This is a genomic window from Streptomyces sp. NPDC048275, from assembly GCF_040652275.1.
In the GTDB taxonomy this organism is placed as follows: domain Bacteria; phylum Actinomycetota; class Actinomycetes; order Streptomycetales; family Streptomycetaceae; genus Streptomyces.
Genome location: NZ_JBEZLR010000004.1, coordinates 94,702 through 121,036, shown reverse-complemented (window position 1 = coordinate 121,036; position 26,335 = coordinate 94,702). Strand labels below are relative to the sequence as shown.

Here is a 26,335-nt window from a genome sequence, read left to right as displayed (position 1 = left end):
TGGGAGAGGGGCGTACATGGGCTGGACGGTCCTCTATATCGCTTTCGGCATCGTCGCGCTGTGGCTGCTCGGCGAGGTCCTGCTGCAGTACAAGGCGCGACTGCGCTGGCGCCTGCTCGCCTTCGTCGGCTTCCTCGGTGTGGTTCTGGGTGTGCTGATCCCCTCCGTGGTGGTCATCGGCCTGGGCGCGGCCGCCTTCGCGGTCGGCCAGACATACGTCACGCTGTCGTTCCGCCGTGGCTTCGCGGCCGGTTGGGCCGTGGGCAACCGCCAGGGCGCCGACAACGCCACGGGCGGCAAGAGCAAGCGCCGCCGCGGTGAGCCGGACCGTCAGGACCCGACGCTGGAGGTCTCCGACCTCGAAGCGGCCGAGGGAACGGCCGAAGGGATGGCGGCGGGCGCCGCGTATCCGCAGGGTGACGACTACGCCCGCGAGGACGACGTGTTCTCGCCCGCGCAGTCCGACCGGTTCATGCCGCCCGGCTCCGGCGACTCCACGGCCGCCGAGTCCACTGCCGTCTACGAGCCGCAGCCTCTGCCGGAGGACACCGGTTCTTACGGCATCTACAGCAACGCCGCCCACGCGGCCGCCGCGGACCAGTCCTACGCCAACGCGGCCCAGCCCCAGGACCAGCAGGCCTACGCGTACGAGGGCTACTCCGGCTACGACCAGCAGCAGTACGCCTACGACAACGGCCAGCAGCAGTACGCCGCTTACTCCGACCCGTACATCGGCACGCAGACCTACAGCGGCGCTTCGTACGACACGACCTACGGTGGCGGCGAGCAGCAGTACATGCAGCAGCAGGGGTACGGGCAGGACCAGTACGCCACCGGTGGCTACGGCGGCGAGACCCCGGCCGGTGGCGTCTGGGTCCCGCAGCAGCGCAGCACCGACGACGCGTACGGCGGCGAACTCCCCCCGGAGCAGCCGTATCCGTACGAGGGCAACGGCACGGGCAACGGCACCGGGTACGACGAGCAGTACCGGTACTAGGCCCGCCGCGGCGGCGGGCAGCCGCGGCTCAGGGCGCCGGAGGGCTCACTGAGAGCCCCTGAACTCCGGGCCCTCCACGATCAGTCCGGACACCAGGGCGCCCGACATGCCCGCGTGCGGGAGGCCGCCGCCGGGGTGGGCCCAGCCGCCGACCGCGAACAGACCGGGCATACGGGTGCTGTTCGACGGATGCAGCAGACGGCCGTCGGCCGCGGCGAGCGCCGGAGCGGGGACCGCACCGCCGTCCGCGCCCGTAACCTCCGCGATGTCGGCCGGGGTGCGGACCTCGTGCCACAGGAGACGGTCCCGCAGGTCCGGTATGGCGCGCTCGGCGACGCCGAGAACCCGCTCGACGTCGGACCCGGACAGGTGCAGGCCCGACGGGACCGTGACGGTCAGCGTGACCGCCTCGTGCTCCCCGTCCGGCACCAGAGTGGGGTCGTCCGGGCGCGACACCGTCACGGTGGGCGCGGCCGGCAGCCCCGGACGCTCACCGAAGACCCGGTTCAACTCCTCCTCGCGGTCGGTCGCGTGCACCACCGTCCGATGTGCCGTCCCCTCGGGCCGCCCACCGCGCAGCGCCAGCAGCACGGTCAGCCGACTCGGCGCCCCGCGCTGCGGCGAGACCTCGCCACCGCCCCGCACCGCCGTCCCGGGGGTGACGAGACCGTCCAGCACGCCGGGAGCGACACCCGCGACGACGAAGTCCGCGTCGGCGACGGTCCCGTCGGCGAGCTCCACGCCCGCCGCCCGCCCGTCCTTCTCCACGATCCCCGTGATCCGGGCACCGAAGGAGAACTCGACCCTCCGGGCCAGACACCGCTCGTACACCGCGCGCGCCAACTCCCGCATGCCGCCGCGCACATACCAGGTGCCGAAGGCGTGCTCCATGTACGGCAGGACGGCCGCGCTCGCCGGAGCGACACGTGGATCGAGCCCGTGTGTGAGGGCGTGGCTCTCCAGGAGGGCCGTGAGGCGCACGTCGCGCAACTCCCATGCGCCGAGCTCGTCGAGGGTGGCGGCCCGGCGGGTGCGCAGCAGCTTCTTGTGCGGCAGCGAGGGGTAGGGCTCACGCTCGGCGAGCACCGACCAGTTCGGCCACAGCGGCTCCTCCAGGAGGGGCCGGCGCGTGCGGTCCCAGGCCTCGCGTGCCCGCACCAGGAAGTCGCCCCACCGCTCGCCCGCGCCCGCCCCGAGAGCCTCGTCGAGGGCGGCGACGACGCCCGCGCGCGAGGCGTTCGGCAAGGAGACCTCCGTCCCGTCCGCGAAGACATGGCGCGACGACGGGTCCACCTGGACCAGCTCGACGCACGCCTCCAGCGGCTCCTTGCCCGTCTTGACGAACACATCGCGGTAGACCGCGGGCAGCGTCAGCAGTCCCGGGCCCGTGTCGAACGCGAAGCCGTCGCGCTCGAAGCGGCGCACCGCACCGCCGTACGTCTCCGCACGCTCGTACACCACCACCCGGTGGCCCGCGACGGCCAGCCGGGCGGCGGCCGCCATCGCGCCCATCCCGGCGCCGATCACCGCAATCCGTCCCATGCCCGCGACTTTATCGGCCACCACTGACAGCCCGCCCGCGGTGGTCAGTCGGGCGGCCGCTCGATCCGCGCCGCAAGCCGTTTCTCCTCCCGGCGCTGCGCCCTGCGGCGCAGGAACCGCCGGATCCGCGAGACCAGGAAGAAGAGCAGGATCAGCCCGGCGAGCAGCAGGACGGCCGCGATGATCGCTGCAGCCTCGGGGTGGAACATCGCGAAGGTGAGGATCCCGGCGACCCCGAGATCCTCGGCGGTGCTCACGATGATGTTGGTGAACGGCTCCGGCGAGGTGTTGATGGCCATCCGCGTGCCGGCCTTGACCGTGTGGCTCGCCAGCGCCGTCGAACCGCCGATCGCGCCCGCCGCCAGATCGGAGAGCGAAGCGCTCTGCCCGGCGAGCAGCGCCCCGACCCACGCACCCGCCGCCGGCCGGATCACGGTGTGCACCGAGTCCCACACCGAGTCCACGTACGGGATCTTGTCGGCGACCGCCTCGCAGAGGAAGAGAACGCCCGCTGTGACAAGGATCTCGGGGCGCTGCAGGGACTCGGGGACGTCGTCGCTCAAACCGGTCGCGCCGAAGAGACCGAGGAGCAACACCACCGCGTAGGCGTTGATGCCGCTGGCCCAGCCGCTGGTGAAGACCAGGGGGAGTACGGACACGGACGCGATCGTAACCAGTTGACGACGGTGCGTCCTGGGCATGAGTGCGGACGGCTGAGTATCCGTACCTAGGGGGTGAGATGAGTACGCGCGCGGATGGGGCCCGACCTGCGCGAACGAGAGAGTGGAGGCACGGAAAGGGGCGCGGCTCCGGTACCGCCGACACGGGGCGGCGGAACGGTCCTCGCGCCCTTGACCGCTCCTTCCGCCGACACGGTCGGCGGGAGCGAGGCACGGGGGAACCCGGGGGACGACCGAACGGGGCCCAACGGGGGAGTACAGGGGTGCACGGGGTGCACGGGGGAGTACGGGGGAAGTAACGGGGGAGCACGGCGAAGCGCCGGTTCGAGGTGGCCCGCGGGGGACGCGGCCACAGCGAACCGGCGCTTTCGTGTTCGGTGCACTTCCGGCGGAGGCGGAACTACCGGTTGCCGCTCACACGCCCCTGGAGCAGCCGCGACAGCGCTGCGTGGACGTCGTCCAGGGAACGCTGCGGCTGGAAGGCCTGCCAGTCCAGGGCGGCGACCAGGACCATGCCGACCAGCGCTGCCGCCGTCAGCGGAATGTCGATCTCGTCGCTGAGTTCGCCGTTGGCGACCCCGTCGCGCAGCACGCCCTCGACGACCGCGACCGCCTCCTGCCGGACCACCAGGAGCGTGGACTGCCAGGCACGGTTGGTGCGCCACAACTCGGCCACGTACAGCTGCGTGAAGGCCGGGTAGCAGTCGATGAAGACGAGCCCGGCCCGGATCATCGCGTCCAGCGCGTCGACCTTGGTTCCGCCGTCCCGTGCGGTTTCTTCCGCCGCCTCCCGCAGGGAGGCGGTGAGGAGTCCCACGCCGTGCCGCAGCAGCTCTTCGAAGAGGACGGACTTGCTCGCGAAGTTGTAGTAGACCGTGCCCTTGGCGACCCCGGCCCGCTCGGCGATCTCGTCCACTGTGGTGGCGGAGAAACCTTGTTCCGCGATGAGGGTGACCGCCGCCTCGTAGAGCTTCTGCCGGGTCGCTTCGCGGCGGCTGCCGCCGACTGCCGTGGTGTTGCTGCTTTCCATGGCCCCGATTGTCACAGGAACGCTCGCACCAGCGGTCACAGGCTCAGCTCCGGGTGCAGCCGGGCGAGGGCCCACACCTGCTCTACCCGAACCTGCGATCGAAGCAAAAGTCCAGGTCAGAACGGATTGTCAGTGGCATACCTCACGATAGGCACATACGGCCACAGTGCCGTCACACAGACGACAGGAGGTTCGTCATGGCCACCTCTTCCGCAGCCGCCGCCCAACGGCGTCGCGCCCCCGGCCCTGCCCCCTCACTGACCGGCCCGGCGAGCGATGTGCACCCCGTGCTCCGCCGGGCCACGGCCCCACCCGCCGCCCTCGACCTGCTCGCCCAGGCCCGCGCCGGACTCGACGAGGCGGCCACCCTCGAAACCCCCAACGAGCGGTACGCGACGGCGCACTTGGCCGCCCTGCGCACCGCAGCCGCCGTACTCGCCGCGCGGGGACGCCCGGAGCCCACGCCCCGACGCCGGGCCCGCATCCGCAGCGCCTGGGAAGTGCTACCCGAAATCGCGCCCGAACTCGCCGAGTGGAGCGCTTTGTTCGCCTCCGGAGCCACCCGCCGTGCCCGTGCCGAGGCGGGCATCCAGGGCGCCGCCGGCAGCCGCGACGCCGACGACCTGATACGCGACGTGGCGATGTTCCTGCGCCTCGTCGAGCGGATGCTGGTGCTGCAGCCCGTGCTGCCCCAGCCCCGCCCGGACACGGCCCCGGAAGTCCCGGACGCGGACCAGGAGATACCGGACGCCGGCTGAGCGGCACCGCAGCCGCGGACCGCAGCACCGGTGATCATGCGCCGACCATCTGCCCGTCATCCGCCCACCGCCTGCCCGCCATCCGCTCATCACCTGCTGACCAGCCGCTCATCACCCGATCCGCCGCGTGAGACGGGGGATCGGGTATGGCTGCGGAGGCAATAGGGTGGAGGCGCCTGAAGCCTCCCACCGGGAGGCCCCCCGATCGCTCCGCCGTGCAAGAGGCGGTGCCGCGCCGAGGAGTCAACTGCCGTGTCGGACCCGATGCGCCCCCGCGCTTCTCTCCGTACCGCCGTGGTCTGGGAGGTCCTCAAGGACGCCCTCGACCGCCGGGTCAAGGCCACGGGGCGAGAGTCCCTGGACGTCCTCGACACCGGGGGCGGCAGTGGCAACTTCGCGGTGCCCGTGGCCCGCCTCGGCCACCGGGTCACCGTCGTCGACCCCAGCCCGAACGCGTTGTTCGCGCTGGAGCGCCGGGCCGCCGAGGCCGGCGTCGCCGACCGCGTGAACGGCGTCCAGGGTGATGCGCACGGCCTCTTCGACGTCGTCGGGCGCGGCGGCTACGACGTGGTGCTGTGCCACGGAGTCCTCGAGTACGTGGACGACCCGGCCGACGGTGTGCGCAACGTGGTGGACGCACTGCGCCCCGAGGGTGTCCTCAGCCTCCTCGCCGCCGGTCTGGGCGGAGCCGTGCTGGCCCGCGCCCTCGCCGGGCACTTCAAGGAAGCCAAGCACGCGCTCGATGACCCTGACGGACGCTGGGGCGAGGGTGATCCCGTGCCCCGCCGCTTCACCGCCGAACAGCTCACGGCACTCGTCGAGGGCGCGGGCCTGCGGGTCGGCGCCGTGCACGGCGTACGGATCTTCGCGGACCTGGTCCCCGGCGTCCTCGTCGACACCGAGCCGGGAGCCCTGGAAGCCCTCCTGAAGCTGGAGGAGGCGACCGCCGAACTGGCCGCGTTCCACTCCGTGGCCACGCAGCTTCATGTGCTCGGTGAGACGCGGGGGGCCGACGAGAGCTGAGCCGTCTCCCGTGGTGCGCCCCTGATCAGGGGCGGGACGGCAGATGGAGTACGCCACAGGCCCCCCGATCGGGCGCTCGGCGCCGTATGATCGAGGGAGACCGTCCGGCATGACGGACCGTCCTCTGGGGAATGCACGCCTCAGTGGATCGGGGCGGCCATGGCGGGTCCCGGTTGGCGAATTGGCGCAGAGGGGCGGGTTTCACGGGGGCGATTCCCTGCCTATCCTTAAGGGGACCCCCGGTCGCCCCGGCGACTGCACGATGAGGAGGACGCCGTGCCGCTCTCGGAGCACGAGCAGCGAATGCTCGAGCAGATGGAGCGAGCGCTGTACGCCGAAGATCCCAAGTTCGCGACAGCGCTTGAGGGTAGCGGGCTGCGTACGTACACCCGGCGACGGGTCTACCAGGCGGTCGCGGGTTTTCTGGTGGGTATCGCGCTCCTCATGGCCGGAATGGTCGCCCAGCAGATCTGGGTGAGCGTGGTGGGCTTTCTCGTCATGCTGGGCTGCGCGGTGCTAGCCGTCACCGGATGGCGCAAGGCTCCCAAGCCGGGTGAACAGCCGGCCACGCCCGGTGCATCCGGCGCACCTGCCGCGCGCCGCCAGGGCCGACAGCGCCGCTCCATGATGGACCGCATCGAGGAACGCTGGCAGCGCCGCCGAGACGAGCAGGGCGGGCACTAGCCTCCGGGCGCCCCTAGCCCAAAGACATCGCGTGAGGGGGTGTCCACCGACAGGGTGGACACCCCCTCACGCACGCCCTGAAGCAGTCGCGCCGAAGTGGTGAGCCTGAGTGCCGCCAACGGCGATGAGGTATCTGCCCGATCGCGCCGAGCTCTCGGCTGAGCCGAGACCGCGGGGAGGGCGTGCGTACAGCAGTCCCGGTCAGCCGTCCCGGTCAGCGGTGCCTGTGCATCCGTGTGGGCCTGTATCCCGGCCGACCGGGATACAGGCCCACACGGGCACCGACGTCAGCCGCTCTGCTCCGAAGGGCGCTCGGAAGGACGCCACCGCCGCAGCAGGGACTCCCTGCGGGCAGCCAGGCGAACCGTCAGGCTCGCCCAGCGGTCCAACGCCGTCCAGGCCACTCTGACGGCTGAGCGGGGAGCGAGGAGCGCCCGGAGGCGGGCGGCGCGGCTGGCCGGCGCGCGGAGGGCGTCCGCGACACGGCAGGCGTCTTCCGTGAGACCTGCCGTCGGGCGGGGATGCGGAGCGTAGAGCACTTGCTCCACCGCCGCGGCCATCCGGTGCACCGCCCCCGACGCCTCCGCATCGAGGAGCCCGAGCCGCACGATCCGTGCGGCGGCCTTGCGCGGCGTCTGGGACTCGTCCGGCACGATCCCGTAGTCCCACGCCGTATCGGTCACTTCCAGCCAGGCCGCCAGTGTGTACGCCGCTGCGTCCGCCTCACTTCGGCCGTGCGCACCGAGCCGCAAGGACCGGACCCGTATCCGCCACAGCATCGGCAGCAACGGCACCGCCAGCACCACGAGTCCCGCCAGAGCCAGCCCCAGGATCTGGAACCACGGTGTGCCGTCGTCCTTGGAGCCCACCGTGGCCAGCGCGGACTCGCTCGCGCACGCTTCTCGCCTCTGCTGTCCTTGAACCTGGCAGTCGTCGTCGGCCGAGGGGGCGGCGGGAGGCGCCACGGACGTCGATGTCGACGGCCTCGGCACGGTCGGCGCGTCGAGGCCGGGGGTGTCCGTCTGGGTGTACTCGGGCACCGAGCCCCGGTTCGGGGTCGGCTCGAAGCGGGTCCAGCCCACCCCTTCGAAGTACAGCTCGGGCCAGGCGTGCGCGTCCCGCAGCATCACCGACATCGAACCGTCCGCCTGCGGAGAGCCGGGCGTGAATCCCACCGCGACCCGGGCCGGTATCCCCAGCGTGCGGGCCATCGCGGCCATGGCGAAGGAGAAGTGGACGCAGAAGCCCTCCCTGTCCTTCAGGAAGCGCGCGATCGCGGCCGAACCGCTGCCGACCTGCACTTGGGTGTCATAGGTGAATCCACCGGACACGGCGAAGTAGTCCTGGAGTTTGACCGCCTGCTCGTAGTGATTGGCCGAGCCTTCGGTGACCTCTCGCGCGGTGTCCGCCACCAACGACGGCAGCGACTCGGGCACCTTGGTGAACTCGCGCTTCAGGGCTGCCGACGGCTCCGGCGCGTTCGCGAGCTGTTCCGCGGTCGGCTGGACGATCAGGCTCGTCACGCCGTACCGCACGCCGCGCGTGTTCTGGCCGTGGTCACCGACCAGCGTGCGCCCCACCGGCTCGTACCGCCAACTGCCCTCGATGCTCACCCGGCTCGCGGGATAGGGCATCGGCAGCCAGTCCTGCGCATACCAGTCCGCCGCCGAGATACTGGTCTGGATCTCACTGCGCTGGATGTCGGCCCCGAGGCCGATCGGTGTCGGAAGCGTGTCCGGCACGTCCTCGATGCGCCGCTGGGCCGGCTTCCACGCCGTGCCGTCGAACTCGTCCAGCGACACGATCCGCAGATACAGGTCCTGGGTGTCGTCGGAGTTGGTGCGGTAGGACATGACCTGGCGGTCCTCGTCCACGTTCAGACTGTCGCGGAGCGAGACCAGCGGGTTCACCGCGGAGATCGTGCCGCCGCCCCCGGAGCCCGAGCCGACGCCCGCGCCCGCGCCGTCCAGCAGACCGCCGTCGAGTGCGGGCAGACCGAGCGGCACCACCAGGGCGACGCCCAGGGCGACCGCACCGATGCGCCGCCCTGTGCGGACGGGCGCGACCGCCCCAGCCGCGGGATCCGGCCCCTGCGTGCGGGGCGCGCCACCGAAGACGCGGCCCCATTGCGACAGCCGGTCGCGGCCCTCCGCCAGGAGGAGCGTCAGATAGCCGGCGGCCGCGAGCAGGAACCACAGCCAAGTGGCGCCGCCGTCCGACAGCCCCGCAGCGACCGAGTACAGCGCGAGCAGCGGGAGTCCCGCGGGGGCCGCACTGCGGAACGTCACCGCGAGCGCGTCCACCGCGAGCCCGATCACCAGGACACCGCCGACCAGCATCAGCCGGATACCGTCGGACAGCGGTGCCGGTATGGCGAATCGCCCGACGTCGTCCGTGCCGGCCTGCAGCAGCACCCCGAACTGGTTGAACACCTCGGGCCCCGGGATGATCCCGAGGACTGCCTGCTGCCTGGCGAAGACCAGCGTCAACAGCAGCAGCGTCACCAGCGCCTGCACCGCCACGGTCAGCGGTCGGGCCAGCGGAACCCGCCGGGTCAGCGCGCCCACACCGGACTGCACCGCCAGCAGGAACGCCGCCTGGAAGAGCCAGGTCACCTGGCCGACCAGCGGCAGCAGCGCGCACGCCGCCGTCAGCGTGGCCGCCGCCGAGCACAGCGTCAGTCGCGCGCGCCCGCTCATGAGCCTCCACCCCCTGCTGTACTCCCGGTCGACGCGACGTCCGTGCGCTGCCGGTCCGCCTGCCGCCACAGGTCGGCGAGCCCCGCCCCCCGTGGCACCATCACGGCGGTCCAGCCCGCCTCGCGCAGCATGCGCAGTCGATCCTCGCTCTTGTCCAACGGGCCGGGGACGTCGGTCGGTTCCCGCACCCATGTCTCGCTGTCCAGCAGGAAGGCGACGGCCCCGCCGCTGCGCTGGCGCATCTTGGCGAGCACCGTCGCCTGCTCCTGGTCCAGGTCACCGAGAAAGGCGATCAGCAGCCCCTCGTTGCCACCACGCAGCACGTCGTACGCGCGTGAGAGTCCGGTGCCGTCCGAGTGGTCGATGACCGCGAGCGTGTCCATCATCAGCCCGGCCGCGTCGGCCGACTGCTGGTTTGCGCCCGCGAATCCGTCGGCCCCCTCGCCGGGCACCGAACTGCCGTCGTCCGTCAACAGCCTTACCGAAAAGCCTCGCTCGAGCATGTGCACCAGCGCCGACGCCGTGCCCGAGACGGCCCACTCGAAGGCCGAGTCCGGGCCCGCGCCGGCGTAGGCGAGGCCCCGGGTGTCGAGCAGCACCGTGCAGCGGGAGCGCTGTGGCTGCTCCTCGCGACGGACCATCAGCTCGCCGTAGCGCGCGGTCAGGCGCCAGTGCACCCGGCGCAGATCGTCGCCGTAGCGATATCCGCGGGGGATGATGTCGTCCTCGCCGGCCAGCGCGAGCGAGCGCTGCCGCCCGTCGCCGTACCCCTTCGCTTCGCCGCTCAGCCGCACCGGCGGCAGCGGTTCCACGCGCGGGACGACCGTCAGGGTGTCGTACGTCGAGAAGGAGCGGGTCAGCTCGCACATTCCGAAGGGGTCCGTGAGCCGCAACTGCAGCGGCCCCAGCGGATACCGGCCGCGCAGGTCCGAGCGCACCCGGTAGGACACCTCGCGGCGGCCGCCCGCCTCCACCCGGTCCAGGACGAACCGGGGTCGCGGGCCGAGCACGTACGGCACCCGGTCCTGGAGCATCAGCAGTCCGGTGGGCAGCCGTGAGACGTTGTCCATCCGGAGATGGACCCGGGCTTCGGAACCGGCGGGCACGCGCGCGGGAGAGAGCCTGCGGCTGCCCGCGACCCGGTAGCGGGTGCGGTACAGCACGGTTGTGCAGACCAGCGGCAGCACGGCGAGCAGCAGCCCGACCCGGAGCAGATCGCTTTGCCCCAGGACGTACGCGCAGATCGCCGCCGCGACTCCGGCGGCCAGGAAGGAGCGTCCGCGCGTGGTGAGACCGGCGAGCGCGGTGCGCAGCCCGCCCTTGTCCTCCTCGGCGTCGCTCGTCCCCCCGGACGTCATCACAGCCTCCGGGGCGGCTGCTGGCCGTACGCGGGCGCCCCGCGGCCCATCGTGAAGCCGGGCTGCTGCTGGGGCGCGGCAGGCAGGGGGGTGCGCTGCAGGATCTCCTCGACGACCTGCTCGGCCGTACGACGGTTCAACTGCGCCTGGGCCGTGGGCAGGAGACGGTGGGCCAGGACCGCTACGGCGAGTGCCTGGATGTCGTCCGGCAGCGCGTACTCCCGGCCGCTGAGCGCCGCGGAGGCCTTCGCCGCGCGCAGCAGGTGCAACGTGGCACGCGGCGAGGCGCCGAGTCTGAGGTCGGGGTGGGTGCGGGTGGCGGCGACCAGATCCACCGCGTACCGCCGAACCGTGTCCGCGACGTGAACCGTGCGGACGGCGTCGATCAGCTTCACGATCTCGTGCGCGTGCGCCACCGGCTGGAGGTCGTCCAGCGGGGAGACCCCGCCGTGGATGTCCAGCATCTGCAATTCGGCGTCCGCACTGGGGTAGCCGATGGAGACGCGGGCCATGAAGCGGTCGCGCTGGGCCTCCGGCAGCGGGTACGTGCCCTCCATCTCGACCGGGTTCTGCGTGGCCACCACCATGAAGGGGCTGGGCAGTTCGTAGGTCTGACCGTCGATGGTGACCTGGCGCTCCTCCATCGACTCCAGGAGCGCGGACTGCGTCTTGGGCGAGGCGCGGTTGATCTCGTCGCCGATCACGATCTGAGCGAAGATCGCACCCGGCTTGAACTCGAAGTCCCGGCGCTGCTGGTCCCAGATGGACACCCCGGTGATGTCCGAGGGCAGCAGGTCGGGCGTGAACTGAATACGCCGCACTGAGCAGTCGATGGACCGCGCCAGTGCTTTGGCGAGCATGGTCTTGCCGACGCCCGGGACATCCTCGATCAGAAGATGCCCCTCGGCCAGCAGCACGGTCAGCGAAAGCCGTACGACCTCAGGCTTGCCTTCGATCACTCCTTCCACCGAACTGCGGACACGCTCCACAGTGGCGGTCAGATCTGTAAGGCTCGCTCGATCGTCATAGGTCGTCACCCGGCCCTCCTCGGCCCTTTCTCGGGCCGACGCCCTGTGCGGACCGGCCCACCCCGAAACACGGACACCACTTGGGAGAAGTTCCCCGTGATGCCACACCCGCATTCTTGTTGCCGTTACCGGTTCGTGTCATCCGCCTGTGGATAACTGGCTGCGATATGTCAGGTCTTACGGCCTTTTGGGAGCCGGAAGGTCGGGGTTTTTCGTGAAGAGAGAGTGCCACGAGGGCCCCGGGGAGTTTCGGCGGGGCCCGCGGAGCGGTCAGGCAGGGTCGATCTCGCGCAGCAGACCCGTCGTCACGTCGAAGACGAAGCCGCGCACGTCATCCGTGTGCAGAAGGAACGGGGAGGTGCGCACGCGCTGCATCGACTGCCGTACGTCCTGTTCGACGTCCCGGAAGGCTTCGACCGCCCAGGCGGGACGCTGACCGACCTCCATCTCCAGGTCGTGCCGGAAGTCCTCGGTGAGGGACTCCAGGCCGCACCCGGTGTGGTGGATGAGCACGACGCTGCGGGTGCCGAGCGCCCGCTGGCTGATGGTGAGGGAGCGGATCACGTCATCGGTGACGACCCCGCCCGCGTTGCGGATGGTGTGGCAGTCGCCCAGCTCCAAGCCGAGCGCGGCGTGCAGGTCGAGCCTTGCGTCCATGCACGCGACCACCGCCACGTGGAGTACGGGACGGGCATCCATCCCGGGGTCGGTGAATGCGGCGGCGTACTGATGGTTCGCGTCGATGAGACGGTCGGTCACCGTGTCGCCGGTGGATCCGCCCTTGGTCGTTATGGCGCCTTCGGGCTCGGTGGGAACGGATGCAGAAGTCGTCATACCTATGACGGTACTGGTCACGCCCGGAGGAGTCCTGCTGTGAGAGGGGACAAAGAACGTCATCGCGTCTTGTTGTGAGGTAACCCACACGGGCAGTGCGAGAGCATCCATATGGCTGATTTTTCCGATTCAGGGCTTCGTCCAGGGGTTCGTCCAGGCGTTCGTCGAGGTGTGGTCAGCGACGCGCATGCTGATTGATTGACCCCGAGACACCGTGGACTAAAGTGACGCGAAGCGGGAGGTGAGACTCTCCCTGCTGGACAGATTTCCCCCGGAGACCCGGCGATTTTCCGGCGTCTTCCCCGCGTGCGCGGTGCGTACGTACGGCTCGGCCTCCTCCCGCTCCCGGTCGGCTGACGCCACTCACCCGGCGCCGGCAGGCCTCTCCTTCTCGAGCGGGTGGGGACCCGGTGGTGCGTACGGCCGCGCCGGACCTGAGAGGGCCCCTTGAGCCAGAGTCGACACGTCCCGGTGATGCTCCAGCGGTGCCTGGACATGTTGGCCCCGGCCCTCACCGAGCCGGGAGCCGTCGTCGTCGACTGCACCCTCGGACTCGGCGGCCACAGCGAGGCGCTCCTCACCCAGTTCCCTGACGCCCGTCTCGTAGCCCTCGACCGCGACAAGGAAGCGCTGCGCCTCTCCGGGGAACGGCTCGCTCCCTTCGGTGACCGTGCCACCCTTGTGCACGCCGTTTACGACGAACTGCCCGACGTACTCGACCGCCTGGGCCTGCCCCGCGTCCAAGGTGTCTTGTTCGACCTCGGCGTCTCCTCCATGCAACTCGACGAGGCGGACCGTGGGTTCGCGTATGCGCAGGACGCCCCGCTCGACATGCGCATGGACCAGACCACCGGCATCGGCGCGGCCGAGGTGCTGAATACCTACCCGCCGGGCGAACTGGTGCGGATCCTGCGGGCGTACGGCGAGGAGAAGCAGGCCAAGCGGATCGTCTCGGCCATCGTGCGCGAACGCGCGAAGGAGCCCTTCAGTAACAGCGCGCGGCTCGTCGAGTTGATCCGCGACTCGCTGCCGCAGGCCGCCAAGCGCACCGGCGGCAACCCCGCCAAGCGCACCTTCCAGGCGCTGCGCATCGAGGTCAACGGCGAACTCACCGTCCTGGAGCGGGCGATTCCCGCGGCCGTGAAGGCGCTCGCCGTCGGTGGCCGGATCGCGGTCCTCTCGTATCACTCGCTCGAGGACCGGTTGGTCAAGCAGGTGTTCGCGGCCGGCGCCGCCACCACCGCGCCGCCCGGACTGCCGGTCGTGCCCGAGCGCTACCAGCCCCGGCTCAAGCTGCTCACCCGCGGTGCCGAACTTCCCACGGAGGAAGAGGTCGCCGAGAACCGGCGAGCGGCTCCCGCGCGGCTGCGCGGGGCGCAGCGCATCCGAGAGGACGCCGTGTGAGGCGCGGGGAGGGGGCGGCGAGTGAGTCGGAAATCTCAACTCGCACGGGCCATGGGTCGAGGTTCCTCACCCGGACGGGCCCAGGGTCGAGGTTCCTCACTCGCGCGGGCCGAGGGTCGAGTTTCCAAACTCGATCGAGGTCGTGGGGTGAGGGTTCAAGCTTCCGCAATGCTGTGGGTTGGGGATCTGGACTCATGCGAGGGTCCAGACGGGGAATCCGGACTCGCGGAGGGCTCCGGACGGGGGACCCTGGCTTTCCGGGTATCGGCGGGTTGGGAATCCAAACCCGCCTGCCGTCGGTCAGTCGGGGAGGCAGATCTGTACGGTGGCGGCGAGTTTGAAAGACAAACCCACGCGGCGGCGGCGAAGCGGGAAGACAACCCCGCGCGGCAACCGCGAGTCGAGAAGGCAAACTCGCAGCGCGGCAGCGAGTCGGAAAGGCAGACTCACGTCGCGATCGTGAGTCGAGAAGACAAACCCGCAAGGAGGGCCCGTGAGTAGGAAACCCGAACTCAGGGGCCGAGCCGCCCGGCTCGCCCGCCTCCTCCCCGCCGGCGGTGGCCAAGCCGCCCGCACCCCTTTCGTCCTGCTCGTCGTGCTCCTGCTCGGCGGCGGCCTCATCGGTCTCCTCGTGCTGAACTCCGCGCTCAGCGAGGGCTCGTTCCGCCTGGACGACCTGCAGAAGGACGCCACGAGCCTCACCGACGAGGAACAGGGGCTGCAGCGGGACGTGGACGCCTACTCCGCCCCCGACGCCCTCCAGCGCCGTGCCCGTGAGTTGGGCATGGTCCCGGGCGGCGACCCGGCCTTCCTCAACCCGGACGGCACGGTCAAGGGCGTCCCAGGAGCGGCCACGCAACAGTCCTCCGCGCATACATCGGTGGTGCGCCCGCCTGAGGCCATCGCCCCCATGCAGGCGGTGAGCCCAGCCCCGACCTCGACGACGGCGGCCACGAACGCGCCCGCCGCCGTCACCCCCACGCCCGCCACGCAGCTCCCCACCCTCACCCCCGCCCCCAACCGCACACCCCACCTCACCCCCACCCCGTCCGTACAGCCCTCCACAACCCCCGGCAGGTGACGGAAGTGTCCGACAGGGAACCGCCGCGCCGCCGTGTGCCCGGACCCGCCAGGCCCGTACGCCCCGGAAATCAGCGGCGTCCGGGCCCAGGCGCCCGCCCCGTACGCCGGCCGGGCACGCCGCCCCGGCCAGGCGGCCCGCAGGTCCTCAGGCTCGGCAGCCCCCGGCCCCGGCTCCGCATGGTCAGCCTCGCGCTGACGCTGGTGATGATCGCCTTCGTCGTACGGCTGCTCCAGGTGCAGGCCGTGGACGCGGGCGCGTACACCGCGAAGGCCGACCAGAACCGGTACGTCGGCCGCACGCTGGCCGCCACCCGCGGTCAGATCACGGACCGCAACGGCGTCGAGCTGGCGTCGAGCGTGGACGCGTACGACATCACGGCCGACCCCACGCTGTTCACGCGCGCGGCGACGAAGGTGGGCGACGCGCCCGAGCAGGCCGCGGCGCTGCTCGGGCCGATCCTCGGGCAGAGCGTGGACACGGTCGCCAAGAAGCTGCGGACGAAGAACACCCGTTACACCCTGCTCGCGCACCGCCAGACCCCCCAGGTCTGGAAGCAGATCAAGGACCTGAAGACCACGCTCGCGGCCAAAGCGGGGACCGACGCGAGCACGGTCAACTTCCTCGCGGGCGTCCTCGCGGTCCCCGCGAGCAAGCGCGTGTATCCGAACGGTGATCTCGCCGCCGGGATACTCGGCTGGGTCAATGCCGAAGGCAAGGGCGGCGGCGGAGTCGAGCAGGAGCTGGACAAGGAGCTCACCGGCAAGGACGGCGAGATCCGTTACGCCCAGTCCGGCGGCCTCCAGGTGCCGACCGCGGGCTCCACCGAGACGCCCGCCGTGGCCGGCTCGGACGTCGAGCTGACCATCGACCGCGACATCCAGTGGGCCGCCCAGAACGCCATCACCGAGCAGGTGAAGAAGTCCAAGGCGGACCGCGGGTATGTGATCGTGCAGGACTCCAGGACCGGCGAGATCCTCGCCATGGCCAATTCGCCGGGCTTCGACCCCAACGACCTCTCCCAGGCCGACTCGGCGGCCCTCGGCAACGCGGCCATCCAGGACGCGTACGAGCCCGGCTCCACCGCCAAGGTCATGTCGATGGCCGCCGTGCTGGAGGAGAACGCCGCCACGCCCGGGACGCACGTGGTCGTGCCCAACCGGCTGCACCGCGGTGACCGGCTCTTCCAGGACGACATCGACCACCCGACCTGGAACCTGACGCTCAACGGCGTGCTGGCCAAGTCCAGCAACATCGGCACCATCCTGGCGGTCGGCCAGCTCGGCAAGACGCAGAAGGAGGCCAACCAGGTCCTCCACTCGTATCTGCGCAAGTTCGGCATCGGCAGCTACACCGGACTCGGCTTCCCCGGTGAGACGAAGGGCATTCTCGCGTCCCCCGACAAGTGGTCGACCTCGCAGCAGTACACGATTCCTTTCGGCCAGGGCGTGTCCATCAACGCGATGCAGGCCGCGTCCGTCTACTCGACGATCGCCAACGGCGGCGTGCGCGTCGAGCCGACACTGGTACGCGGCACGAAGGGACCCGACGGCCGCTTCACTCCGGCCGCCCAGCCCAAGAAGACCAGGGTCGTGAGCGAGAAGACGGCCAAGACCCTCGCCCAGATGCTGGAGTCCGTCGTGGACGACGAGGAGGGCACCGGCACCAAGGCGCGCATCCCCGGCTACCGGGTCGCGGGCAAGACGGGTACGGCCAACCGCGTGGATCCGGCCACCGGCAAGTACCGCGGCTACACATCGTCGTTCGCCGGATTCGCCCCCGCGGACAACCCCCGGATCACCGTCTACTGCGCGATCCAGAACGCCACCCAGGGCGGCTATTTCGGCGGCCAGATCTGCGGGCCCATCTACAAGCAGGTCATGGAGTTCGCCCTCAAGACCCTCCAGGTCCCGCCGACGGGGGCCGGGGCCGCGAAACTGCCCGTCACCTTCACGCCCTGATCAGACAGGAAGCACAGTCGTACGCACAGCCGCACGCACCATGCACGCACCAATGGACCAGGAACCAGCTCGTGACAACGATCACCCCGGATTCCGGGAACCACGGCCAGCTACGCCCCTCGCTTCGCTCGGGCGGGGGTGCGCCCGGTACGCTCACCGCCGTGCCACACGCTGATCAGTCCCAAACCACCCAGAAGGGCGTTCCTGTGACATATCCGGGGCCGCCGCGACCGGCCCAGAACTCCGCCACACCCCTCGCGGAGCTCGCCGATCAGCTGGGTGCCACCGCCCCGGCGTCGACCGCGGAGGTCACGGGCATCACCCACGATTCCCGCGCCGTGCGCCCCGGGGACCTCTACGCCGCGCTGCCCGGAGCCCGTCTGCACGGCGCCGACTTCGTGACGCAGGCGGCCGGTCTCGGCGCGGTCGCCGTGCTGACCGACCCGACCGGCGCCGAACGCGCCGTCGCCACCGGCCTGCCCGTCCTCGTCGTGGACGACCCGCGAGGGCGGATGGGAGGGCTGGCGGCCACGATCTACGGCCACCCCGGGCGCGATCTGCTCCAGATCGGCATCACCGGCACGTCCGGCAAGACCACGACGGCGTACCTCGTCGAGGGCGGTCTGAAGACGGTCCGCAGCACCGGGCTGATCGGCACCGTGGAGATGCGCATCGGTGACGAGCGCATCAAGTCGGAGCGCACGACCCCCGAAGCCACCGATCTCCAGGCACTGTTCGCGGTCATGCGCGAGCGTGGTGTCGAGGCGGTCGCGATGGAGGTTTCCAGCCATGCGCTGATCCTCGGCCGGGTCGACGGCTGCGTCTTCGACATCGCCGTCTTCAACAACCTCAGCCCGGAGCACATGGAGTTCCACTCCGACATGGAGGACTACTTCCGGGCCAAGGCACGGCTGTTCACCCGTGAACGCAGCAAACTCGGCGTCATCAACCTCGACGACGAGTACGGGCGCCGGCTGGCCAAGGAGGCCGCCGTCCCCGTCATCACCTTCTCCGCCGAGGGCCACCCGGACGCCGACTGGCGTGCCGAGGACGTCGAGGTCGGCCCGATGGACTCGGCCTTCGTCGCGGTCGGCCCCCAGGGCGAGCGGATCACCGCCAGGTCGCCGCTCGCCGGCCCCTTCAACGTGGCGAACACCCTCGCCGCGATCGTTGCCCTCGCCGCCGCCGGGATCGACCCGCAGACCGCCGCCGACGGCATCGCCGCGGTGCCGGGTGTTCCGGGCAGACTGGAGCGCGTGGACGCGGGCCAGCCCTACCTCGCGGTCGTCGACTACGCCCACAAGACGGACGCCGTCGAGTCGGTCCTGCGCGCACTGCGCAAGGTCACCGAGGGCAAGTTGCATGTCGTGCTCGGCTGTGGCGGCGACCGCGACAGGACCAAGCGGATGCCGATGGGCGCGGCGGTGGCCCGCCTCGCCGACACCGCCGTACTGACCTCCGACAACCCCCGCTCCGAAGACCCCCTCGCGATCCTCGCCACGATGCTCGCGGGAGCCGCCGAGGTGCCGGCGCACGAGCGCGGTGAGGTCCAGGTCTTCGAGGACCGGGCCGCCGCCATCGCCGCCGCCGTCGCCCGCGCACGGCCCGGCGACACCGTGCTGGTCGCGGGCAAGGGCCACGAGCAGGGCCAGGACATCGCCGGGGTGGTGCGTCCCTTCGACGACCGCCAAGTGCTTCGCGCAGCTATCCAGAAGACTCAGGGATGAACTTGTGATCGCCCTCTCCCTCGCCGAGATCGCAGCAGTCGTCGGCGGGCAGACGTACGACATACCGGATCCGGCGGTACAGGTCACCGGACCGATCGTCAGAGACTCCCGCGAGGTGGAGTCCGGCAGCCTCTTTGTCGCCTTCGCCGGCGAACGCGTGGACGGCCACGACTTCGCCCGGGCGGTCGTCGACGCGGGCGCGGTCGCCGTACTGGCCTCCCGGCCCGTCGGTGTCCCCGCGATCGTCGTCGCGGACGTCCAGACGGCCCTGGGCGCCCTCGCGCGCCACGTCGTCGAGCGGCTCGGCGCCACCCTCGTGGCCCTCACCGGCTCCGCGGGCAAGACCAGCACCAAGGACCTGATCGCTCAGGTACTGCGGCGCAAGGCACCGACCGTCTTCACGCCCGGCTCGCTCAACAACGAGATCGGGCTGCCGCTCACCGCGCTCAGCGCCACCGAGGAGACCAAGTTCCTCGTGCTGGAGATGGGAGCCCGCGGCATCGGCCACATCAGGTACCTCACGGACCTCACCCCACCCAGAATCGGTCTCGTCCTCAACGTCGGCACCGCCCACATCGGCGAGTTCGGCGGCCGCGAGCAGATCGCGCAAGCGAAGGGCGAACTCGTCGAGAGCCTCCCGGCGGACGGCGCGGCGGTTCTCAACGCCGACGATCCCCTCGTACGCGCCATGGCGTCCCGGACGAAGGCGCGCGTGATCCTCTTCGGAGAGTCCGGCGAAGCGGACGTACGCGCAGAGAACGTGCGTCTCACGGCGGCCGGACAGCCCGCGTTCAGGCTTCACACACCCTCCGGGTGCAGCGATGTGACCATGCGCCTGTACGGTGAGCACCACGTGTCGAACGCGCTCGCCGCGGCCGCCGTCGCCCATGAGCTGGGCATGTCCGCAGACGAGATCGCCCTCGCGCTCTCCGAGGCGGGCTCCCTCTCCCGCTGGCGCATGGAGGTCACCGAGCGCCCGGACGGCGTGACGGTCGTCAACGACGCCTACAACGCGAACCCCGAGTCCATGCGAGCCGCCCTGCGCGCGCTCGCGGCCATGGGCAAAGCCTCACAGGCACAGGGGGGAAGGACGTGGGCGGTGCTCGGTCAGATGGCCGAGCTCGGGGACGAGGCGCTCGCCGAGCACGACGCGGTCGGGCGGCTCGCCGTTCGACTCAACGTCAGCAAGCTCGTCGCGGTCGGGGGCAGGGAAGCGTCCTGGCTCCAACTGGGCGCATATAACGAGGGTTCGTGGGGTGAGGAGTCGGTGCACGTGTCCGACGCACAGGCGGCTGTCGACCTGTTGCGCAGTGAACTGCGCCCGGGGGACGTCGTACTCGTGAAGGCGTCCCGGTCGGTCGGGCTCGAACGGGTGGCGCAGGCGCTGCTCGACGGTGGCGTCGAGGGTGAGGTTGTCGCCCGATGATGAAGCAGATCCTGTTCGCAGGAGTCATTGGTCTCTTCCTGACCCTGATCGGCACTCCGCTGCTGATCAAGCTGCTGGCCCGCAAGGGTTACGGGCAGTACATCCGTGACGACGGCCCGCGCGAGCACCACAGCAAGCGCGGTACGCCGACCATGGGTGGTATCGCCTTCATCCTGGCGACGATCATCGCGTACTTCACGTCCAAGATGATCACTGGTTATGCCCCGACCTTCTCGGGTCTGCTGGTGCTCGGCCTGATGGCGGGCATGGGCCTGGTCGGCTTCCTGGACGACTACATCAAGATCGTCAAGAGGCGTTCGCTCGGTCTGCGCGCCAAGGCGAAGATGGCCGGTCAGCTGATCGTCGGTATCGCCTTCGCGGTCCTCGCACTGCAGTTCGCGGACAGTCGGGGCCAGACCCCGGCGTCCACCAAGCTCTCCTTCGTCCAGGACTTCGGCTGGACCATCGGCCCGGTGCTCTTCGTCATCTGGGCGCTGTTCATGATCCTCGCCATGTCCAACGGCGTGAACCTCACGGACGGTCTGGACGGTCTGGCCACCGGCGCGGCGACGATGGTCTTCGGCGCCTACACGTTCATCGGCGTCTGGCAGTTCCAGGAGTCCTGCGCCAACACGCAGACCCTGACCAACCCGGCCGCCTGTTACGAGGTGCGAGATCCGCTGGACCTCGCGATCGTCGCCTCCGCCCTGATGGGTTCCTGCTTCGGCTTCCTGTGGTGGAACACCTCGCCGGCCAAGATCTTCATGGGTGACACCGGTTCGCTGGCGCTCGGCGGCGCGCTCGCCGGTCTCGCGATCTGCTCCCGCACGGAGCTCCTGGTCGCGCTCCTCGGCGGTCTCTTCGTCCTGATCACCATGTCGGTCGTCATCCAGGTCGGCTCCTTCCGGCTCACCGGGAAGCGCGTCTTCCGAATGGCGCCACTCCAGCACCACTTCGAACTGAAGGGGTGGTCCGAAGTCCTTGTGGTGGTCCGCTTCTGGATCATCCAGGGCATGTGCGTGATCGTCGGACTCGGTCTCTTCTACGCGGGATGGGCAGCCCAGAAGTGAGCGACTGGCAGGGCAAACACGTCACCGTTGCCGGGCTCGGCGTCTCCGGCATCCCGGCGGCCAAGGTGCTGCACGGCCTCGGCGCGGTCGTCACGGTCGTCAACGACGGCGACGACGAGCGTGCCCGGGCCCAGGCCGCGGAGCTGGAGGCGCTCGGCATCACCGTGCGCCTCGGTGACGGTGCGACCCTGCCCGAGCGCAGCGAACTCATCGTCACCGCGCCCGGCTGGAAGCCGGACAAGCCGCTGTTCGCCGCGGCCGCCGCGGCGGGCGTCCCGGTCTGGGGCGACGTCGAGCTGGCCTGGCGGCTGAGGGGACCCGACGCGGCTCCCTGGCTCGCCGTCACCGGCACCAACGGCAAGACCACGACCGTGCAGATGCTCGCCTCCATCCTGAAGGCGGCCGGACTGCGCACGGCCGCCGTCGGCAACATCGGCGTCTCGCTGCTGGACGCCGTGCTGGGCGAGGAGACGTACGACGTCCTGGCGGTGGAGCTGTCCAGCTACCAGCTGCACTGGGCGCCCTCACTGCGCGCCCACTCCGCGACGGTGCTGAACCTGGCGCCCGACCACCTCGACTGGCACGGCTCCATGGAGGCGTACGCCGCCGACAAGGGCCGTATCTACGAAGGGAATCGGGTCGCCTGCGTCTACAACGCGGCCGACAAGGCCACCGAGGACCTGGTGCGGGCAGCGGACGTCGAAGAGGGCTGCCGGGCGGTCGGCTTCACGCTGGGCACGCCCGGACCCTCCCAACTGGGCGTCGTGGAAGGCATCCTGGTCGACCGCGCCTTCGTCGAGAACCGGCAGCAGAACGCCCAGGAACTGGCGGAGGTGTCGGACGTCAATCCGCCCGCCCCGCACAACATCGCCAACGCCCTTGCGGCGGCGGCCCTGGCGCGTGCCTTCGGGGTGCCCGCCAAGGCCGTACGGGACGGTCTGCGGGCCTTCACGCCGGACGCCCACCGCATCGCGCACGTCGCCGATGTGGACGGCGTCGCATACGTCGACGACTCCAAGGCGACCAACACGCATGCGACGGAAGCCTCTTTGGCGGCTTACGAGTCGATCGTGTGGATCGCGGGCGGGCTCGCCAAGGGTGCCACCTTCGACGAGCTGGTCGCCAAGTCGGCAAAGCGACTTCGGGGGGCCGTGCTGATCGGCGCGGATCGTGCGCTGATCCGTGAAGCCCTGGCGCGACACGCGCCGGAAGTACCCGTCGTCGACCTCGACCGGACCGACACTGGGGCGATGCTCGCGGCGGTCCAGGAGGCCCAGCGGCTCGCGGAACCAGGGGACACCGTTCTACTGGCGCCGGCCTGCGCTTCCATGGATATGTTCGCCAACTACAACAAGCGCGGTGACGCTTTCGCGGAGGCGGTCCGCGAACTCGGCACCGCGAGCGCCTGACGGCGGTCTGAGCCGGTCCAGGGCGCCCGGGACCCTTGGAGGGACGCGTGACGCCATCGTGGTCGGGGCCAAGCCGTCGGCGATCCGCCGGCGGCACGACGCCGGTTCGGCCCTACGTCTGCGCGGACGGCGGAGTGGCTGATGACCAGTAGCCGTACCGGCCGTCCCCCCGTCCAGCGCGCCCCCCGGCGCCCCGTCGGACCACGACCCCCGCGCGACAACCCCGTACGCCGGTTCTGCACGCGTGCCCGCAAGGCCTGGGACCGGCCTTTGACCGCGTACTACCTGATCCTCGGCAGCAGCATGCTGATCGCGGTGCTGGGCCTGGTGATGGTCTACTCGGCCTCGATGATCACGGCGCTGCAGCTGTCGCTGCCGGGTTCGTTCTTCTTCCGCAAACAGTTCCTCGCGGCGATGATCGGGGCCGTGCTGCTCCTGATCGCCATGCGGGTGCCGGTGAAACTGCACCGGGCGCTGGCGTATCCGATCCTGGCCGGCGCAGTCTTCCTGATGATCCTGGTGCAGGTGCCGGGGATAGGGATGGCGGTCAACGGCAACCAGAACTGGATCTCTCTCGGCGGCTCGTTCCAGATCCAGCCCAGCGAGTTCGGCAAGCTCGCGCTCGTCCTGTGGGGTGCCGACCTGCTCGCCCGCAAAGAGGACAAGGGGATGCTGGCGCAGTGGAAGCACATGCTGGTGCCCCTCGTCCCGGCGGCCTTCATGCTGCTCGGGCTGATCATGCTCGGCGGCGACATGGGCACGGCGATCATCCTCACCGCGATCCTCTTCGGGCTGCTGTGGCTGGCGGGAGCGCCCACGCGGCTGTTCGTGGGCGTGCTGTCCATCGCCCTGGCGCTCGGCTTCATCCTCATCAAGACCAGCCCCAACCGCATGTCCCGACTGGCCTGCATCGGCGCCACCGAGCCCGGCCCGAACGACACGTGCTGGCAGGCCGTGCACGGCATCTACGCCCTCGCCTCCGGCGGCCTCTTCGGTTCCGGCCTCGGCGCCAGTGTGGAAAAATGGGGCCAACTGCCCGAAGCGCACACCGACTTCATCTTCGCCATCACCGGGGAGGAACTCGGCCTCGCGGGGACGCTGTCGGTGCTCGCCCTCTTCGCGGCTCTAGGCTATGCGGGTATCCGCGTGGCCGGACGCACGGAGGACCCCTTCGTGAGGTATGCCGCGGGAGGCGTGACCACCTGGATCACGGCCCAGGCCGTGATCAACATCGGTGCGGTGCTCGGTCTGCTGCCGATCGCCGGAGTCCCGCTCCCGCTGTTCTCGTACGGGGGCTCCGCCCTGCTGCCGACCATGTTCGCCATCGGGCTCATGCTTGCCTTCGCACGCGACGAGCCCGCTGCGCGGGCGGCGCTGGCGATGCGGCAACCCCGCTTTGGCAGAAAGCGTGCTGCGGTGAGAGGCTCCGCGGGGGCCGCGGGGCCTCGGAGATGGAACACGATGCGACGGCGTGCCGCGGCGCGCTCGTCCGGAGAGCGGTGAATTTCGGTGCATGTCGTACTCGCCGGCGGGGGGACCGCCGGCCACATCGAGCCCGCGCTCGCCCTCGCGGACGCCCTGCGCAGGCAGGACCCGACCGTGGGAATCACGGCCCTGGGAACGGAACGCGGTCTTGAGACCCGACTCGTACCCGAGCGCGGCTATGAACTCGCGCTGATCCCCGCCGTCCCGCTGCCGCGCAAGCCCACACCCGAGCTGATCACCGTCCCCGGGCGGCTGCGCGGCACGATCAAGGCGGCCGAGCAGATCATGGAGCGCACCAAGGCGGACGCGGTCGTCGGCTTCGGCGGCTATGTCGCGCTGCCCGGCTATCTCGCGGCCAAGCGCCTCGGCGTGCCGATCATCATCCACGAGGCCAACGCCCGCCCCGGCCTCGCCAACAAGATCGGTTCGCGGTACGCCGCCCAGGTCGCCGTCTCCACCCCGGACAGCAAGCTGCGCGGCGCCCGCTACATCGGCATCCCGCTGCGCCGCTCCATCGCCACCCTGGACCGGGCCGCTGTACGCCCCCAGGCGCGCGCCGCGTTCGGGCTCGACCCCGCCTTGCCCACCCTGTTGGTGTCGGGCGGCTCGCAGGGCGCCCGGCGCCTCAACGAGGTGGTCCAGCAGGCGGCCCCGTACCTCCAGCGGGCGGGTATCCAGATCCTGCACGCGGTCGGCCCGAAGAACGAACTGCCGCAGGTCCACCAGATGCCGGGAATGCCCCCCTATATCCCGGTACCGTACGTGGACCGGATGGATCTCGCGTACGCGGCGGCCGACATGATGCTCTGCCGTGCGGGTGCGATGACCGTCGCCGAACTCTCCGCCGTCGGGCTCCCCGCCGCCTATGTCCCGCTGCCCATCGGCAACGGCGAACAGCGGCTGAACGCTCAGCCGGTGGTAAAGGCCGGTGGCGGACTGCTGGTCGACGACGCGGAACTGACGCCCGAGTGGGTCCAGGGCAACGTCCTGCCCGTGCTGGCCGATCCGCACCGGCTGTACGAGATGTCCCGCGCCGCCAGCGAGTTCGGCCGCCGGGACGCCGACGACCTGCTCGTCGGCATGGTGTACGAGGCGATCGCCTCGCGCCGCCACCAGTAACGCACAGGCGAGTGAGCCGAAGGGGCGCGCCGGTGTCGAGGGGTCGAACGCGCGGAAGCCCGAAGGGCTGAGCACGATCGGCCACTCGACGCCGGCACAAGCGCCCCGGAGGCGAACCGAGCCACAAAGAAGGGGAGTGCGCGTGGCCGGACCGACGACCGCCGAGCGCGGCGAACGGCAGAAGCTGGAGTCCGGCCCGCCCCGGCCGCCCTTTACCGGGCGGCTGCCCCGACCTCGTACGCTCATCATCCTTTTGATCGCCCTGGTGTTGATCGTGACCGGCTCCCTCTGGGCCCTCTATGGCACGCAGTGGCTGCGGGTGGAGAAAGTGTCGGTCTCCGGGGTGCGGGTCCTGACGGTGCAGCAGGTGCGCGAGGCGGCCGACGCACCGGTCGGATCGCCACTGATTTCCGTCGATACCGACGCCATCGAGGCGCGATTGCGCCGGAAATTGTCCCGAATTGACACGGTTGATGTCGTCCGTTCCTGGCCGCACGGAATCGGGCTGAAAGTGACCGAGCGAACCCCGGTCCTGATTCTCAAAAACCCCGGAAACGGTGGCAAGTACGTCGAAGTGGACGCCAAGGGCGTGCGATTCGCGACGGTTTCTGTTGCCCCGAAGAACGTGCCCGCTCTGGAATTGACGGTGTCCCGTTCGACCGGCTCCCTGCGGCGCTTCCCCGCGGACCGGCTCGTGCGCGAGGCGGTGCGGGTCGCCGGGGACATTCCGGCCGCCGTCGCCCGCGACACCCGTACCGTCAAGGTCCGTTCGTACGACTCGATCTCACTGGAGTTGGCGGGTGGCCGCACCGTCGAGTGGGGGAGCGGCGAGAAGGGGCGCGCGAAGGCCAGGACGCTGACCGCTCTCATGAAAGCAGCTCCGAGGGCCCGGCACTTCGACGTGAGCGTTCCCACCGCCCCTGCGTCATCGGGGAGTTGACGCACATCTGCGCAGGCCAGCACCCTGGTTGGGCACTGCTTCGCCTGATCACATAGGGTGAAAAGAAAAACGGGAGGTTC

At 70.5% G+C, this 26,335-nt stretch carries 21 protein-coding genes; 14 read left to right on the top strand and 7 right to left on the bottom strand.

The features are described from left to right. Positions 1-16: 16 nt before the first annotated feature. A complete protein-coding gene (locus AB0D57_RS04485; RefSeq protein ID WP_362066893.1) occupies positions 17-997 on the top strand; it encodes a hypothetical protein in 981 nt (326 codons plus the stop codon). Positions 998-1,042: 45 nt separating this feature from the next. On the opposite strand, the gene AB0D57_RS04480 is transcribed toward AB0D57_RS04485, so the two are convergent. From AB0D57_RS04480 to AB0D57_RS04470, 3 genes are all read right to left on the bottom strand, one after another. After that, positions 1,043-2,539 (bottom strand): NAD(P)/FAD-dependent oxidoreductase, encoded by a 1,497-nt coding sequence (locus AB0D57_RS04480; RefSeq protein WP_362066891.1) that lies wholly within the window; start codon positions 2,537-2,539, stop codon positions 1,043-1,045. Positions 2,540-2,583: 44 nt separating this feature from the next. Continuing rightward, positions 2,584-3,198 carry a DUF4126 domain-containing protein gene (locus AB0D57_RS04475; protein WP_362066889.1) on the bottom strand — a complete coding sequence of 205 codons (615 nt, stop codon included), beginning with the start codon at positions 3,196-3,198 and terminating at the stop codon, positions 2,584-2,586. A gap of 421 nt (positions 3,199-3,619) precedes the next feature. Continuing rightward, a complete protein-coding gene (locus tag AB0D57_RS04470; protein ID WP_362066887.1) occupies positions 3,620-4,249 on the bottom strand; it encodes a TetR/AcrR family transcriptional regulator in 630 nt (209 codons plus the stop codon). A gap of 197 nt (positions 4,250-4,446) precedes the next feature. Here AB0D57_RS04470 and AB0D57_RS04465 point away from each other — a divergent pair, with 197 nt between their 5' ends. The 3 genes from AB0D57_RS04465 to AB0D57_RS04455 all read left to right on the top strand — a co-directional run bounded on the left by AB0D57_RS04465 (position 4,447) and on the right by AB0D57_RS04455 (position 6,714). Next, positions 4,447-5,007 carry an SAV_6107 family HEPN domain-containing protein gene (locus AB0D57_RS04465; protein ID WP_362066885.1) on the top strand — a complete coding sequence of 187 codons (561 nt, stop codon included), beginning with the start codon at positions 4,447-4,449 and terminating at the stop codon, positions 5,005-5,007. A gap of 252 nt (positions 5,008-5,259) precedes the next feature. Then, positions 5,260-6,030 carry a methyltransferase gene (locus AB0D57_RS04460; protein ID WP_362066883.1) on the top strand — a complete coding sequence of 257 codons (771 nt, stop codon included), beginning with the start codon at positions 5,260-5,262 and terminating at the stop codon, positions 6,028-6,030. A 276-nt stretch (positions 6,031-6,306) separates the two neighbouring features. Beyond that, positions 6,307-6,714 carry a DUF3040 domain-containing protein gene (locus AB0D57_RS04455; RefSeq protein ID WP_362066881.1) on the top strand — a complete coding sequence of 136 codons (408 nt, stop codon included), beginning with the start codon at positions 6,307-6,309 and terminating at the stop codon, positions 6,712-6,714. Between the two features lie 287 nt (positions 6,715-7,001). Here AB0D57_RS04455 and AB0D57_RS04450 read toward each other — a convergent pair whose 3' ends face one another. From AB0D57_RS04450 to AB0D57_RS04435, 4 genes are all read right to left on the bottom strand, one after another. Next, positions 7,002-9,413 (bottom strand): DUF3488 and transglutaminase-like domain-containing protein, encoded by a 2,412-nt coding sequence (locus AB0D57_RS04450; RefSeq protein WP_362066879.1) that lies wholly within the window; start codon positions 9,411-9,413, stop codon positions 7,002-7,004. Continuing rightward, the gene (locus AB0D57_RS04445; RefSeq protein ID WP_362066877.1) at positions 9,410-10,771 is read right to left on the bottom strand and encodes a DUF58 domain-containing protein; all 1,362 of its coding nucleotides are present in this window, start codon (positions 10,769-10,771) and stop codon (positions 9,410-9,412) included. Before AB0D57_RS04445 ends, AB0D57_RS04450 begins: the two co-directional genes overlap by 4 nt. Then, positions 10,771-11,808 carry a MoxR family ATPase gene (locus AB0D57_RS04440; RefSeq protein WP_362066875.1) on the bottom strand — a complete coding sequence of 346 codons (1,038 nt, stop codon included), beginning with the start codon at positions 11,806-11,808 and terminating at the stop codon, positions 10,771-10,773. Before AB0D57_RS04440 ends, AB0D57_RS04445 begins: the two co-directional genes overlap by 1 nt. A gap of 261 nt (positions 11,809-12,069) precedes the next feature. Then, the gene (locus tag AB0D57_RS04435) at positions 12,070-12,633 is read right to left on the bottom strand and encodes a carbonic anhydrase (RefSeq protein WP_362066873.1); all 564 of its coding nucleotides are present in this window, start codon (positions 12,631-12,633) and stop codon (positions 12,070-12,072) included. Between the two features lie 447 nt (positions 12,634-13,080). On the opposite strand from AB0D57_RS04435, the gene rsmH reads away from it, so the two are divergent. The 10 genes from rsmH (at position 13,081) to AB0D57_RS04385 (ending at position 26,255) form a co-directional block, all read left to right on the top strand. Continuing rightward, complete coding sequence (rsmH, locus tag AB0D57_RS04430; RefSeq protein WP_362066871.1) at positions 13,081-14,037, top strand: 16S rRNA (cytosine(1402)-N(4))-methyltransferase RsmH; 957 nt, start codon at positions 13,081-13,083, stop codon at positions 14,035-14,037. A 493-nt stretch (positions 14,038-14,530) separates the two neighbouring features. After that, positions 14,531-15,118 (top strand): septum formation initiator family protein, encoded by a 588-nt coding sequence (locus AB0D57_RS04425; RefSeq protein WP_362066869.1) that lies wholly within the window; start codon positions 14,531-14,533, stop codon positions 15,116-15,118. A gap of 5 nt (positions 15,119-15,123) precedes the next feature. Beyond that, positions 15,124-17,079, top strand: a complete 1,956-nt coding sequence (locus AB0D57_RS04420; RefSeq protein WP_362066867.1) for a penicillin-binding protein 2 — start codon at positions 15,124-15,126, stop codon at positions 17,077-17,079. Between the two features lie 206 nt (positions 17,080-17,285). After that, on the top strand, positions 17,286-18,806 hold the full coding sequence (locus tag AB0D57_RS04415; RefSeq protein ID WP_362067065.1) for a UDP-N-acetylmuramoyl-L-alanyl-D-glutamate--2,6-diaminopimelate ligase: 1,521 nt from the start codon (positions 17,286-17,288) through the stop codon (positions 18,804-18,806). A gap of 4 nt (positions 18,807-18,810) precedes the next feature. Continuing rightward, positions 18,811-20,232 carry a UDP-N-acetylmuramoyl-tripeptide--D-alanyl-D-alanine ligase gene (gene murF, locus AB0D57_RS04410; protein WP_362066864.1) on the top strand — a complete coding sequence of 474 codons (1,422 nt, stop codon included), beginning with the start codon at positions 18,811-18,813 and terminating at the stop codon, positions 20,230-20,232. Next, positions 20,229-21,302, top strand: a complete 1,074-nt coding sequence (gene mraY, locus AB0D57_RS04405) for a phospho-N-acetylmuramoyl-pentapeptide-transferase (protein WP_362066862.1) — start codon at positions 20,229-20,231, stop codon at positions 21,300-21,302. Before murF ends, mraY begins: the two co-directional genes overlap by 4 nt. After that, positions 21,284-22,711 carry a UDP-N-acetylmuramoyl-L-alanine--D-glutamate ligase gene (gene murD / locus AB0D57_RS04400; RefSeq protein WP_362066859.1) on the top strand — a complete coding sequence of 476 codons (1,428 nt, stop codon included), beginning with the start codon at positions 21,284-21,286 and terminating at the stop codon, positions 22,709-22,711. Before mraY ends, murD begins: the two co-directional genes overlap by 19 nt. A 141-nt stretch (positions 22,712-22,852) precedes the next feature. After that, entirely contained in the window at positions 22,853-24,214 is a 1,362-nt protein-coding gene (gene ftsW / locus AB0D57_RS04395) for a putative lipid II flippase FtsW (protein ID WP_362066857.1), read from the top strand. Positions 24,215-24,220: 6 nt separating this feature from the next. Further along, complete coding sequence (gene murG, locus AB0D57_RS04390; protein WP_362066855.1) at positions 24,221-25,315, top strand: undecaprenyldiphospho-muramoylpentapeptide beta-N-acetylglucosaminyltransferase; 1,095 nt, start codon at positions 24,221-24,223, stop codon at positions 25,313-25,315. A 142-nt stretch (positions 25,316-25,457) separates the two neighbouring features. Continuing rightward, the gene (locus AB0D57_RS04385) at positions 25,458-26,255 is read left to right on the top strand and encodes an FtsQ-type POTRA domain-containing protein (RefSeq protein ID WP_362066853.1); all 798 of its coding nucleotides are present in this window, start codon (positions 25,458-25,460) and stop codon (positions 26,253-26,255) included. Positions 26,256-26,335: the final 80 nt, after the last annotated feature.

Bases quoted from the DNA above. Each gene is read 5' to 3' on its own strand.
- AB0D57_RS04485 (WP_362066893.1), top strand. From the start codon at position 17: ATGGGCTGGACGGTCCTCTATATCGCTTTCGGCATCGTCGCGCTGTGG.
- AB0D57_RS04480 (WP_362066891.1), bottom strand. From the start codon at position 2,539: ATGGGACGGATTGCGGTGATCGGCGCCGGGATGGGCGCGATGGCGGCC.
- AB0D57_RS04470 (WP_362066887.1), bottom strand. From the start codon at position 4,249: ATGGAAAGCAGCAACACCACGGCAGTCGGCGGCAGCCGCCGCGAAGCG.
- AB0D57_RS04465 (WP_362066885.1), top strand. From the start codon at position 4,447: ATGGCCACCTCTTCCGCAGCCGCCGCCCAACGGCGTCGCGCCCCCGGC.
- AB0D57_RS04450 (WP_362066879.1), bottom strand. From the start codon at position 9,413: ATGAGCGGGCGCGCGCGACTGACGCTGTGCTCGGCGGCGGCCACGCTG.
- AB0D57_RS04445 (WP_362066877.1), bottom strand. From the start codon at position 10,771: ATGACGTCCGGGGGGACGAGCGACGCCGAGGAGGACAAGGGCGGGCTG.
- AB0D57_RS04435 (WP_362066873.1), bottom strand. From the start codon at position 12,633: ATGACGACTTCTGCATCCGTTCCCACCGAGCCCGAAGGCGCCATAACG.
- mraY (WP_362066862.1), top strand. From the start codon at position 20,229: ATGATGAAGCAGATCCTGTTCGCAGGAGTCATTGGTCTCTTCCTGACC.
- murD (WP_362066859.1), top strand. From the start codon at position 21,284: ATGGGCAGCCCAGAAGTGAGCGACTGGCAGGGCAAACACGTCACCGTT.
- ftsW (WP_362066857.1), top strand. From the start codon at position 22,853: ATGACCAGTAGCCGTACCGGCCGTCCCCCCGTCCAGCGCGCCCCCCGG.